An 11,646-nucleotide genomic window follows, 5' to 3' on the forward strand; every position below is an offset into this window, starting at 1 on the left:
CGGTGTTCACTCCTCGCCGATAAGGATGGATGGTTTTACAGGATGCGTGGTTTCGCTTCATCCAGCTTCATTTGAATGTGCGCGAGCGCGACGCGCGCCCGGCTTACCCATGAATTGCGCTGCGCGTGCTTCTGCCGCCAGCGGACGCGAATCGGGTGATCCTCCGCGATCGCTCGGGCCGTCACGTCGGCGATGTTCGCCGTATTGGCCGTATAGACGAGCGAGCGAAACTTGCGAAGTTCAGTCATATCCGAGGCCACGACCGGTTTGCCGGCGGAAATATATTCGTAGAATTTGACCGGATCGCAGCCCTCGATCATCTCGGTAAGCAGAAACGGGATAAGCGCCGCGTCGAACCAGCTGAGATAGGCGGGCAGCTCGCGGTAATCCTTGATGGGCAGCACGGTTACGTTCCGATGGCGGATATCCCGGTTATAGAGCGGACTTGCGCCGATGACGACAACGTCGAACCGCTCCGCCACCGCATAGATCAGATCGACGTCCAGCCAAGCCGACACCGCGCCATAATAGCCTACGAGCGGCCGCCCCTCCGTATCGGGCAGGTCAGCCGGACGCGCAAGCCGCCGCTCCGCCGGCTTGAAATGCGCGAAATCCGCTCCGTTGGGCAGCAGTACCGTCGGGATTCCCCGTTCCGCATGTTCGCGGTAGATCGCCTCGGCCGAGGCGAAGGTCAGCTGCGTCTTGCGTTCCATGACCGGGACGACGTCCTTCCAGGCCGAGAATTCTCCCTTGGCCAGATCGCAGGAATCGAAGACGGCCAGATCATGGTCGTAGCAATCGATGAACCAGCCTTGGTTCACGGCGCACCAAAACACCAATCGCCCTTTGACGAAAGGCTTAAAATCGACCGATCGATGGATGACGACAAAGTTGGGCAGCTCCTCGAACGGGTAAAAGACGGGCTCCCGCTGTTCATATAAATCCGCCGGATTGATGAACACGACGTTCGCGCCCGCTTGGGCGAACGCCTTCATCATTTGCTGCGGCCGCTGATGCATGAACCGGTAATCGATCGCGGGCGGATATACGATCGTAATGGCGGTATCGGTATCCACGTAGCCTTAGCTCCCCTCTACGACAATTTCTGGGATTCTACACCATATGAGGCGCGAGCGAAGAACGATTGTGTATCCACCTAGCAGGCTGTCCGCCCATGTCCCGGATAGGCGTCGCTCCCACTAGATGGGTTGCGGCTGGTCATACGCAAACAGGCACCCGGACGTTGTCCAGGTGCCTGCTTGGTTTACAATTCGAGGGCCATTTCCGATCAAACCAATTCAGCCCTTATCCTAGTGCTTTCTTCACCGAATCCAGCACGCGGTCCGGCTGGAACGGCTTCACGATGAAATCCTTCGCGCCGGCTTGAATCGCCTGCACGACCATCATTTGCTGCCCCATCGCGGAGCACATGACGATGCGGGCGGACGGATCGGACTTGCGGATTTCCTTCACCGCATCAATGCCCTCCATCTCCGGCATCGTAATGTCCATCGTGACCAAATCCGGCTTCAAATTATTATAACGCTCGATCGCGACCAGACCATTCTCCGCTTCGCCGACGACCTCATGCCCGCCCTTCGTCAAGATGTCCTTCAGCATGAGCCGCATGAAGGCTGCGTCGTCGACGACTAATATTTTTGCCATTGTTCCCGTTCCCCCTGAGATGAAGTGTCATGTTGTTGTTTGGGATTAGTGTAACCGGAAGGCGGAAAATTGTACGCGGTCCAAGCCTCCCATATTTTGATGCCGCCTGCGAGCTAGCTCTCGGCGCCCTTCTTACCCGTGATATACGGTTCTACCAACGGTTTAAGCCGCTCCAAGCCCTGCCACATATCGCCCGGTCCGTCGTAGATCAGCACGTAAGCGCCATCAAACCCGCTGTGATGAGCGGCATCCAGGCAGCGCCGCAGCTCATCGGCGTCTGGCCGCCCATCCGAATCGTCCTGCGCCTTCACATGCACCGACTGGCTGAGCGGCGCGGTCATCGCGATCTCCTCGAACTTGCCGTCTCCGCGATAATTGCCGAAATCCGTAATGTAGCCAAGCTTGCCTTCGGCACTCCGGACGAGTTCCACGCCGTTCGCGGCACGAGTGGTTAATGACTTGAAATTTTCGCTCACGACTTGAATGCCGGTCTGTCGACCATACTCGGCCAGCTCCGCCAACGCTTGCGACGACTGCCGCAGCGCCGCTTGATCCGCAGCATCCGCTTCGCCGGCGATAATCCGTATCCGGCGCGCGCCGCATGCGGCACCGATTCCGATCCAGCGTTTCATCCACGCCAGATCGGCCGCCCTACGCGCTTCATTCGGCGAGGTGAGATCGCCGTAATCAAGCAACAAGGTGTCGAATAACATATCGGCACGATCGAAACTTAATTTTAGCCGTCCCAAAAAATCCTCATCGGTCGACGGGAAATGAAAGTGGCAGATCTCGATCGCGCGATAGCCGCGCTTGGCCGCCACTGCCGGCAAATCAAGCAGTTCAATCTCCTGCGGCTGTTCTTGTTCGCGCGTCGCTTGCGTCTGATGCTGCTCATCCCAATACGTCCAGCGCAGTGGCCCCAGCAGCCGATGTAGACTCCAGGTGCTCACCGATAAATACGCCATGCTTGTTCGCTCCTTCGGTTTGATAATGATGTGCTAGCCTAAGTGTAGCAGGAACGGCGTCTTGTTAAAGCCAGCATGTTAGCTGTGTATATACGCATTTTTGATATCGCAGCGATAATTCGCGCTTGCAGGAATCATTTTCCAGCTATATAATTGCTTTACGCAAACAAATAAATATAAGGAGGAAGCCGCTGTTGGAATCGAATAATCACAACGCCAGCCAGCCTGCATATAACATCGCGATCGCCACCTTAGGCCTTATAAAAGAATTTCAAAAGGCGCAGAACTTGCGCACGGATATGGACCGCATGACCTTCGAAATACTGCTCTTCGTGAAATCGCGCGAATCGGCGCGTCCCAAAGCGCTCGCCCGGGAGCTGAACGTGAATCCGTCCTCGATTACCCGACGCATGCAATCATTGGTCAAAGAGGGTTGGCTTCTAGCTGCTGGCGATCAGTCGGATGGCCGCTCCAGTCTGCTTCGGCTCACGGAAAGCGGCGACTCGGCGCTCCAAGCCTTCCTGGATCGAAGCGCAGCCGTCATTGGCGAACTACTTCAGGATTGGCCCAAAGATGATCTACGCAAGTTCGAGGAGCTTCTGCCTCGATACGTTGAGCGCATGGCGAACCGACGAATAGCCCGCGCCACCATGGACGTGAATGTCCCAAAGGAGGTTGACGATGTCTAAACAATACGCGAACGCCGGCAATTTTAACGCCCGCGTCTACTTGCACGCCGCATTCGGAACCAATCCCCAGCCTTGGCCTCACTGGGTGTGGGAACAGATTCCGTCTATGCCTAACCGGCATATCCTTGAACTCGGCTCGGGCAACGGAATGCTCTGGCTAGCGAACGCGGATCTCATTCCCGAAGAATGGACGATCACGCTGTCCGACTTCTCGCCCGGCATGCTCCAGGCGGCCCAAAAGTCGCTAGCTGCTCTTCAAGACCGGTTCGATTGGCGCGTTATCGACGCGATCAACATCCCCTTACACGACGCTTCCGTTGATATCGTCATCGCGAATCATATGCTCTACCATGTTAGCGACCTTGACCGCGCGCTGGCGGAGATTCACCGGGTGCTCAAACCTGGCGGGCTGCTCGTGGCATCCACGGTCGGCAGCGGCAATATGCGGGAGGTGGCCGAGCTTGTGCTTGCCTTCAACCCAAGTTCCAGCTACCCCGAAATTGCTTATGGCATTCAATCCCGCTTCTCGCTCGATAACGGCGCGAGCTTGCTCGGTACACACTTTGACACCATCGATCTGCGATTGTATCCGAATACACTGATCGTAACTGATCCTCACGCTATCCTTCGCTATCTGCTCTCTTGCAACGGTCTGTTCGAGGGGATTCATGTTCTCGCGCCCGAGGACATCGATCGCTTCTCCGCCTACGTCAATCATATCAACGAGAATTCCCCCTTCACGATCACCACGTCAACCGGTCTATTTCTCGCCCGCAAGGCAAACAAATAGCACGCTCCCCAAGGAAAGCGTGCTGATAACATTTATGAAAGTAGGCCTTATTCCGCATAATAAGAAAATCCGATCGCGCCCGGTCCGGTATGCGTCGAAATAATCGGCGTCGTCGTGCAAATGCGCACTGGCGTGGACGTGAAGCGGGCGATCTCCTGCTGCAGCCGCTCGGCCAGCGGGAGATTATTCGCATGGGAAATCCCGATGCCGCGCACGATTTTGCCCTTGATGTCCAGTTCGAAGCGCTCGATCAGCGTCTTGACGATCTGGGACGATGTTCTCACTTTCGCGACCGGCGAGTAGACGCCCTGCTGCAGCATCGCGATCGGTTTGATTTTCAGAATCGTCCCCAAGAGGCCCGCCGCTTTGCCGATTCGTCCGCCTTTAATCAGGTTCTCCAACGTCTCGACGACGACGAATAGCGAGGTTTGCTCGAAAATCTCTTTCACTCGCGCGACGATCGCCTCGACGGTGCTGCCTTCGCGGGCCAGACGGGCCGCTTCTAGCACCTGAAAGCCAAGCGCTTGCGAGATCATCTGCGAATCAATGACTTCCACCCGGCTCTCGGACATCTCCGCCGCGGCACAAGCCGTCGCGTAAGTGCCGCTCATTCCTCCGGTCATATGGATCGAAATAATCGTGTCGCCGTTCGCGCCGAGCCGGTCGTAGACTTCGAGGAACGCGCCGACGGCCGGCTGCGACGTCTTGGGTAATTCGTTGGATGCGATCATGCGCTGGATGAATTCGTCCGGCGAGATCGTCACTGTATCTAGATACGATTCGCCATCTACGAAGATCGAGAGCGGGATCACCTCAATGTCGTATTGATCGAGCAGCGCTCTAGGCAAATCGGTCGTGGAATCGGTCACAATTTTAATGGCTGGTATGTTATTCGCCCCCTAGTTGATATCGGCCCCATGGTGCTAGAGCCGCCAGTCATTATACGTCGCTATGAGCCTTGCGTCTCGGTTTCGCGCGAAAAGCCTCGAAGGATCGGCTATCGCAGCGCGGCGATGCTCGCCGGAATGGCCGGTCGCACCTTGTCCATCGCGAATTTCTTCGTCTCCACCGAGATATGGGTGTAGATCTGTGTCGTGGAAATATCCTCATGCCCGAGGAGCTCCTGTACCGTCCGCAAATCCGCGCCGCCCCGCAGCAGCTCCGTCGCGAAGGAATGCCGCAGCTTGTGCGCCGACAGCCGTTTTCCGCTCAACTCCGGATGCGCTTCCACTAAGCCGGCAAGCGAATTCTCGGCGATCGTCTGCACCATCCGCCGGCTGATTCGCCGGCCGAATTGCGAGACGAAGAACGCCTGCTCGTCCCGCCTTGACTTGGGCTTCATCCGCTGTGCCAGGCAGGCTTGCAGCAGCTCCCCCAATTCGGCGGGAAGCGGTACGTAACGCCACTTCTCCCCTTTGCCCAGTATACCAAGAATCGATGACTTTGTGTCGAAATCCGTCATATTCATCCGCACGATTTCGCCGACGCGCAGCCCGGCATAGGACATCAGCGCCATAATCGCCGTATCGCGCAGCTTGTATTTGCCAGATACGAAGGTCAACGTCTCATCCAGCTCGCTTTTGTCCAGAAACGACGGCATCCGGTTCTTCGCCACCTTCGCCTTGGGAATGTCCATCGCCGGATTGGCCGTGACGCGGTCGAACTCCCGCAATATCTTATAAAACAACCGCACGGCCGATTGACTCCGGTTCCGGTACCGGGCTCCTGCGCCCGCCTCGCGAATCTCGGTCAAGTAATGCATGACGTCGATTTTGTCCGCTTCCCCCGGAGGCTTGCCGCCCAGGGTGGCGAGGAACCGTCTCACGTCGCGCATATAGCCGACCTGCGTCTCCTTCGAATATCCGCGGTCTTTCATATAATTCGAGAACAAGCTCAAATCCCGCTCATATCCCTCTATCATGTCGTCCATTGGCATATCCTCTCATCCGTCGATCCCGCGAAAAGTCGCTTAGAATCGAAATTGCGCGAAATATAGATTTCACGCAATTTTATATTCGACAGTTGGCGGCATTTTCCTGCGGGTTGCGAACGATTGTTTGTCTGTTCTGCGTCTTGGAATTATTTAAACAAGCCGCTTGCGTCTGCCAATCTGCAATCGCCTGCTTCTCCCACCGATATCTCTTGTAGCGCAATCGAACGTCGAGGAGGACACATCGTGGTAGGCCGTCAAAATCGTTTCATGCTCCGCCTTGGACTAGCCAGCGTTATGCTTAGTTCGCTTATTCATATCCTACAGCGAGGTTTCCGCCTTTTTGGAGACGCCGCGGCAGCCGGGAACATCCCGCCTCCTATTTATATACAGAACACGATCCTGCTCTTCCCCTTCCTGCTCTGGTTAGCGGGAGGTCTGCTCTATCGCGCCAACGAAACGCATCGCCATATACCGCTGTTTGCCAGTTTGGTGCTTCTCTCGTCCAGCTTGTCCGTCGTAGTAGGCGGCGGAAGCAAGGCCGAGCTACATCTTGCGTTCTTCGCGGCCATCGCGGTGATCGCGCATTACGAGCGAATACGGCTCGTTCTCGTCTCCGCTTTGATCGTGGCAGCGATCCAAGCCGCTGGACTGGCGCTTTATCCAGGCTGGCTTTACGAATCGACTGAGCATGGGGCTGGAATTTGGCTGCTTCATACCGCGCTTCTAGCAGTGACGGTCTCCGCAGCCGTCTTGCAAATTCGGTCCAAGTCAAAAGTGCAGAAAGCGCTTACTTCGACCGAAAACGCTGCTTCTGGGCTTGTTCATTATTTCGCCGCCGCGCATTCTAGCTTCGTCGACTTCGAGCCGAAGACGAATTTCGTCGCGCAGCGTGATGAAGCGCCTCTGCTGCCAGGAAGTTCGGATGCGGCAGTCGACGGGCGTGACGTTCAAGCCCGACAGCCGGTGCATCAAGCAAGCAATCTGGAGCGAGCGATGCGGGAATTCGAGCGTCAGTCTGCGAATCCAAGCCATCCGTCCTCACGATGATGGCCATCCCCTCGACCAAATAAAAAACACTGCCCTTTCCGTTGGGAGAGGCAGTGTCTTTTCGCATTTCGCATGATTCTGCATGGCCGCGACTATTTCTGAAACCACGACTCCACGATTTGATGCGCAACGGCAGGCTCGCAGCCTTTTGCAATCAAATTGGCGACCGCGGCCGCTTCGCGCAGCGACTGCTCGGCAGAGGCGTCGCGCGCTTCTTGCAGGCTGCTCTGCACCCAGGGCTCGATCGCCTGCAGCGTATCGGTCATCAGATTGCGTTGATACGGATGCGATGGCGCGCCATACCCGAGAGACGGCGGTCCCGCGACCGCATAACCTCCGCCATAATACGGCTGTCCATAGGGCGGTTGCCCATATTGCGGCGCTTGCCATGCCGGTTGATACGGGCCGGCGTCTTTACAGTCCGGATCTTCCTTGCCATCCTCCAAGTCGCAGCCTTTCGGCGGGCCGAAAATAACGGCTTCCTTGATCGGCGCGATCGCCTTCGCATATTCCTCCTCGTTCACGCAGAACGCCCGATGCACGACATCCTTCGCGCTGCGTATCAGATCCGCGCCGAAGACGATATCCGGCGTCGGCTGATCGAAGATCGTCAGGAAATGCGTTTTGTCGCTGAGCGCCACGATCCAGTGGAACCAGCCTTTGGGGAAGATCGACACTTGGCCTGGCTTCAAACGGTAGGTCATCAGCTTCTGGGTGAACGGATTGAATACCGACGTGATGAGCTCGCCGCAAATGACGAACACCATCTCGGTCGTGTTCGTGTGCCAGTGCGGATTGACCATCATGCCTTTGCTCATATGCGCGTTGAAGAAGCCGTTCTCGATCGCCGGGAGCTGCTCGCCGAACAATTGCGTAATATAGTTTTTTGAATCGCGCTTCGCGTTGACGACTTCGGTCGAATCGGCGCTGAGCGTCAGCCCGGGCGTCTTTAGGATGAAATTATCCATGGGTGCGGTTCCTCCCTGTCTAGGTAAACGTCCATGTACTGTATGCCCAGACAGCCCAATGTGTCACTTTCGCCAGCAACCGAGCAGGCGGGCACAACCCTACTCTACGCGCATAGGATATATCGGGATGTTCGCCCCTACCCCACCGAAAGGCAGGAACCGAAAGACATGACTTCGAATGTGGATTTTACCTCGCCGAACGTGCAGTTTTTTTACGACTTACCGACCAATCAGACGACGAAGAAAGACGCGCAAAATTACATTAACACGCTCTCCGTGAATCAATTGAACACGCTCGGGAACGTCTCCTTGCTCGATATCTATTTGAGCAAGTCCAATATCGTCGAACCGCATGTTCATCAGAACGCATCCGAGCTCGTCTACCTCGTGTCGGGCGGCTTGATCGTCTCGCTGATTAACCCGTTCACGAAGCAGCTGATCAACATTCCGGTCGCTCCGGGCCAAGTCGCCAACGTGCCGCAAGGCTGGTGGCATTACGAAATCGCCACCGCGGACAATACGCACATCCTTGCCATCTTCGACGCGCCTGTGCCGGAATTCATCGCCGGGTCGGATTTGCTGCGCTTAACGCCGGCCAGCGTCTTCGCGCATTCGTACTGCTTGGATGAAACGAAGGTGAAGGAGGCGCTCGCGCCGATTACGGATACGGTCGTTATCGGACCGCCGGCCGGCTGCCAAGCCGCTGATCCTCGCTCCTCTGTCCCGTCGTATGACGCCAATGAACCTTCGTCCGTGCACGGCAACGGATGGCAAGGCTGGCGGAAGCGGATGCTCTGGTAATCAATCGGTTCGCACGGGCAGGCATCCGGCTTCCCGGCCGGATGCTTTTTTGCGCCGGACATACATAAATCGAATGGATTGGAACACCCTAGAACATGTTGCACTACCGGAAAGTGCCAATCGCCCCTTCCGGCTACACCATGTACAGGAGGCAATGCGAATGCGTCAAATCATGCTGAGGCCGGATTTAAGGACCGCTGGCGGCGAAGTCAGCGATATTTTGCTGGATGGCCGGTACGTCGGCACGCTCACAATCGTCTACCGGGAAGGTGACCGGGCGGCTGGCTCCGCCCAATTAGACGAAGGCGTGCTCCCGAAGTCGGACAAAAAAGAAGTGATCGCGTTCCTCCAGCAATATGTGCAAATGTTCAGCAACGCCGTGCTGGCCGAACACTGCGACGTGCTAATTACATACAGCGGCTATGACCGCATCGTCTCGTTCAAGGACGGACTGGAGACCGATCTGGAGAACGGATACTCGGCATTTACGGACGAGATTCCAACTGACGAGGAGAACGATGAATACGAGGACGACGAGGATGACGAGGATGACGAGGATGACGAGGAGCTCGAATATGAGTGGCAATCCAGCGACGAAGACGTGAGCTTCGAGCTTGTCGTCATCGAGGAAGATGAAGAATCCGCCGAATATCATGTGTACGACGATAATGACAGCCGGGTGGCCAAGATCTATCTCGGCATTGAAGAAGGCCAAGTCAGCGGCGACGTCAACTGGAAGTACGAGCCGGACGAAGAAGCCGTGTCTTTTATCACCGAGCTGATCATTCGCGATTTCGACGACAAACAAATGCACAGCTTCCAGCTGCGTCATCTGCACAAAGGCACGGTCATCCAAACCGCGGAAATGACGCCCGACGACGCGGATGGGGAGGATGACGAGGACGCCTTCAGCTGGCAGTCGGCAGACGATCCGTTCGAAGTCGTGCTCGTGCGCGACGATGGCGATGCGCTCACGTACGAGATTTACGATCCGGAAGAAGACGGCAGCCACCCGATCGGCACCGCTACCATCGACATCCATCAGCGGAGGCTTAGCGGCTATATCGATTTTCGTGATCTGATCCAGGTCGAGAACGCCGCCGAGGTCGCCGCGATTCTTATGCGCGAGCTGGACAAGGAACGCGACTACGACGGCTTGAACCTGTCGCTGATGCATCGCAACGAGCATATCGACGATATTATCATCGATAACGAGCTCGTCGATGTTTAACGGCATTAATAATGAATGAGGTTAAATCAAAAGAAAAAAGACAGCTCTTCCCTTCATACAAGGGAGCAAGCTGTCTTTTTCATTGTAGCGGATAGGGTTGCAAAAAACGTAGATCCCCTACTTGGCGTCCAAGTCCTGATTGCTAGGAAGCTTGGCGCGCCAACGCCGCCATCGCTTCCAGCGCCGCCCGAATCTCGGCGTCCACCGCTTCGCCGACGATGTTCCGATGCGGATCGTAGCCTTCGTCCACCGCGGTGGAATCGCCGTCGAGCGCCACGATCGCGCCCGCGCGGATGCCGCGCAGCGCCGCAATGACGTACAGCGCCGAGATTTCCATCTCCACCGCGATGACGCCCGCCCGCTTGTACATCTCGTGCGGCAGCTCCACGGCGCCGCTGAAGAACGCGTCGATCGTCAGCGTAATGCCCTTCGCCACCGCCCCCGGCGGATTCGAGGCGAGCGCGGCCGCATACAGCGCGTCCGTCACTTGGCTGTCCGCCGCGGCCGGGAAGCCGGCCGGCACAAGCTGTCGGGTCAGTCCGTCTTCGCGCGCGGCGGCCGTGCTGACGATCAAGCTTCCGGCTGCGTACGAACCGGACAGCGAGCCGGCGGTGCCGACGCGGATGATCGTCTTCACGCCCGCTTTGATCAACTCCTCGAAGCAGACTGCGGCGCCCGGGCAGCCGACGCCGTGGCTGACGACGACGAGCTCCGCGCCTTTGTAACGCCCCTTGAACGAACGATACTCTCTTGCGTGGCCGAGCTCGACCGCACCGTCGAGCTTCTCGGCGATGGCGGCGGCCCGGAACGGGTCCCCGCACACGATCGCAAGCTCCGGCACATCCTCTGATTCGATTTGCAGAATTGGCATCAGCGCCATGTCAATCGAACTCCTTTCGTGTCCACTCGTCTTCGGGAATCGGCAGCGCTTCGCCGGAGAACCGCTGCTCGTGGAACGGGTCGGCCGTATTGTGGAAGCCGTTGCGCTCCCAGAAGCCCGGCCGGTCCTCGGTCATGAATTCGATGCCGCGCAGCCACTTGGCGCTCTTCCAGAAGTAGAGGTGCGGCACGATCATCCGCAGCGGGAAGCCATGCTTGTCCGTCAGCGGCTTGCCGTCGTAGTTAAAGGCGAGCAGCACGTCGCCCTGCATCAAGTCTTCGAGCGGCACGTTCGTCTCGTAATCCTGATCCGCGTGCAGCATGACGTACTTCGCTTGCTCGTCGATGCCCAGCAGCCGGGCGAAATCGCGGAACCGCACGCCTTCCCATGCGGTATCGAATTTCGACCAACGGGTGACGCAGTGGATATCGCAGGTGACGGACGCGCGCGGCAGCGCCATCAGCTCGTCCATCGTGAACTCGCGAGGCTGCGCCACCGCTCCGAAGACCGACAGCCGCCATTCGTTCAAATCGTAGACCGGCACCTCGCCTTCATGCAGGATCGGGAACCGGTCGGTCAGCATTTGGCCGGGCGGCAGCCGGTGTTTGAGCTCGTCCGCAATTTGAACCTGCGGCGTTTTGCTTTTCTTGAGCCGTTCGGCTTTGTTGTGCATCGCA

13 protein-coding genes are annotated in these 11,646 nt (G+C 57.3%); 5 read left to right on the forward strand and 8 right to left on the reverse strand.

Going from position 1 to position 11,646, the window contains the following annotated elements; translation table 11 throughout:
* Positions 1-35: 35 nt before the first annotated feature.
* From ACFSKT_RS03140 to ACFSKT_RS03150, 3 genes are all read right to left on the reverse strand, one after another.
* Positions 36-1,076, reverse strand: coding sequence for a glycosyltransferase family protein (locus ACFSKT_RS03140; protein WP_377720341.1), 1,041 nt, complete (start codon positions 1,074-1,076; stop codon positions 36-38).
* 229 nt (positions 1,077-1,305) lie between these two features.
* Positions 1,306-1,665 carry a response regulator gene (locus ACFSKT_RS03145; protein ID WP_377720342.1) on the reverse strand — a complete coding sequence of 120 codons (360 nt, stop codon included), beginning with the start codon at positions 1,663-1,665 and terminating at the stop codon, positions 1,306-1,308.
* 113 nt (positions 1,666-1,778) lie between these two features.
* Positions 1,779-2,630: a sugar phosphate isomerase/epimerase family protein gene (locus ACFSKT_RS03150; protein WP_377720343.1), complete on the reverse strand. Its 852-nt coding sequence runs from the start codon at positions 2,628-2,630 to the stop codon at positions 1,779-1,781.
* Positions 2,631-2,824: 194 nt separating this feature from the next.
* Here ACFSKT_RS03150 and ACFSKT_RS03155 point away from each other — a divergent pair, with 194 nt between their 5' ends.
* Both ACFSKT_RS03155 and ACFSKT_RS03160 read left to right on the forward strand, forming a co-directional pair.
* Positions 2,825-3,319, forward strand: coding sequence for a MarR family winged helix-turn-helix transcriptional regulator (locus tag ACFSKT_RS03155; protein WP_377720344.1), 495 nt, complete (start codon positions 2,825-2,827; stop codon positions 3,317-3,319).
* Positions 3,312-4,109: a class I SAM-dependent methyltransferase gene (locus ACFSKT_RS03160; RefSeq protein ID WP_377720345.1), complete on the forward strand. Its 798-nt coding sequence runs from the start codon at positions 3,312-3,314 to the stop codon at positions 4,107-4,109. The genes ACFSKT_RS03155 and ACFSKT_RS03160 overlap by 8 nt, the downstream gene beginning before the upstream one ends.
* 47 nt (positions 4,110-4,156) lie before the next feature.
* On the opposite strand, the gene ACFSKT_RS03165 is transcribed toward ACFSKT_RS03160, so the two are convergent.
* Positions 4,157-4,996, reverse strand: a complete 840-nt coding sequence (locus ACFSKT_RS03165; protein ID WP_377720639.1) for a DegV family protein — start codon at positions 4,994-4,996, stop codon at positions 4,157-4,159.
* A gap of 110 nt (positions 4,997-5,106) precedes the next feature.
* Positions 5,107-6,039 carry a tyrosine-type recombinase/integrase gene (locus tag ACFSKT_RS03170; RefSeq protein WP_377720346.1) on the reverse strand — a complete coding sequence of 311 codons (933 nt, stop codon included), beginning with the start codon at positions 6,037-6,039 and terminating at the stop codon, positions 5,107-5,109.
* A 123-nt stretch (positions 6,040-6,162) separates the two neighbouring features.
* On the opposite strand from ACFSKT_RS03170, the gene ACFSKT_RS03175 reads away from it, so the two are divergent.
* A complete protein-coding gene (locus ACFSKT_RS03175; protein ID WP_377776300.1) occupies positions 6,163-7,089 on the forward strand; it encodes a hypothetical protein in 927 nt (308 codons plus the stop codon).
* Between the two features lie 92 nt (positions 7,090-7,181).
* On the opposite strand, the gene ACFSKT_RS03180 is transcribed toward ACFSKT_RS03175, so the two are convergent.
* Positions 7,182-8,057 carry a cupin domain-containing protein gene (locus tag ACFSKT_RS03180; RefSeq protein WP_377720348.1) on the reverse strand — a complete coding sequence of 292 codons (876 nt, stop codon included), beginning with the start codon at positions 8,055-8,057 and terminating at the stop codon, positions 7,182-7,184.
* Between the two features lie 168 nt (positions 8,058-8,225).
* Between ACFSKT_RS03180 and ACFSKT_RS03185 the strand changes: the two genes are divergently transcribed.
* Together ACFSKT_RS03185 and ACFSKT_RS03190 are read left to right on the forward strand one after the other, a co-directional pair.
* Positions 8,226-8,858 (forward strand): cupin domain-containing protein, encoded by a 633-nt coding sequence (locus tag ACFSKT_RS03185; protein WP_377720349.1) that lies wholly within the window; start codon positions 8,226-8,228, stop codon positions 8,856-8,858.
* Positions 8,859-9,018: 160 nt separating this feature from the next.
* Positions 9,019-10,089, forward strand: coding sequence for a hypothetical protein (locus ACFSKT_RS03190; protein WP_377720350.1), 1,071 nt, complete (start codon positions 9,019-9,021; stop codon positions 10,087-10,089).
* A gap of 142 nt (positions 10,090-10,231) precedes the next feature.
* Here ACFSKT_RS03190 and ACFSKT_RS03195 read toward each other — a convergent pair whose 3' ends face one another.
* On the reverse strand, positions 10,232-10,969 hold the full coding sequence (locus ACFSKT_RS03195) for a nucleoside phosphorylase (RefSeq protein ID WP_377720351.1): 738 nt from the start codon (positions 10,967-10,969) through the stop codon (positions 10,232-10,234).
* 1 nt (position 10,970) lies between these two features.
* On the reverse strand, positions 10,971-11,642 hold the full coding sequence (locus tag ACFSKT_RS03200; protein WP_377720352.1) for a sulfite oxidase-like oxidoreductase: 672 nt from the start codon (positions 11,640-11,642) through the stop codon (positions 10,971-10,973).
* Positions 11,643-11,646: the final 4 nt, after the last annotated feature.

This window comes from Paenibacillus xanthanilyticus, assembly GCF_042682185.1.
In the GTDB taxonomy this organism is placed as follows: Bacteria; Bacillota; Bacilli; order Paenibacillales; family Paenibacillaceae; genus Paenibacillus_Z; species Paenibacillus_Z xanthanilyticus.

Coding starts and splice junctions, on each gene's coding strand:
- ACFSKT_RS03185 (WP_377720349.1), top strand. CDS start 8,226: ATGACTTCGAATGTGGATTTTACCTCGCCGAACGTGCAGTTTTTTTAC.
- ACFSKT_RS03195 (WP_377720351.1), bottom strand. CDS start 10,969: ATGGCGCTGATGCCAATTCTGCAAATCGAATCAGAGGATGTGCCGGAG.
- ACFSKT_RS03190 (WP_377720350.1), top strand. CDS start 9,019: ATGCGTCAAATCATGCTGAGGCCGGATTTAAGGACCGCTGGCGGCGAA.
- ACFSKT_RS03160 (WP_377720345.1), top strand. CDS start 3,312: ATGTCTAAACAATACGCGAACGCCGGCAATTTTAACGCCCGCGTCTAC.
- ACFSKT_RS03145 (WP_377720342.1), bottom strand. CDS start 1,665: ATGGCAAAAATATTAGTCGTCGACGACGCAGCCTTCATGCGGCTCATG.
- ACFSKT_RS03150 (WP_377720343.1), bottom strand. CDS start 2,630: ATGGCGTATTTATCGGTGAGCACCTGGAGTCTACATCGGCTGCTGGGG.
- ACFSKT_RS03200 (WP_377720352.1), bottom strand. CDS start 11,642: ATGCACAACAAAGCCGAACGGCTCAAGAAAAGCAAAACGCCGCAGGTT.
- ACFSKT_RS03180 (WP_377720348.1), bottom strand. CDS start 8,057: ATGGATAATTTCATCCTAAAGACGCCCGGGCTGACGCTCAGCGCCGAT.
- ACFSKT_RS03170 (WP_377720346.1), bottom strand. CDS start 6,039: ATGGACGACATGATAGAGGGATATGAGCGGGATTTGAGCTTGTTCTCG.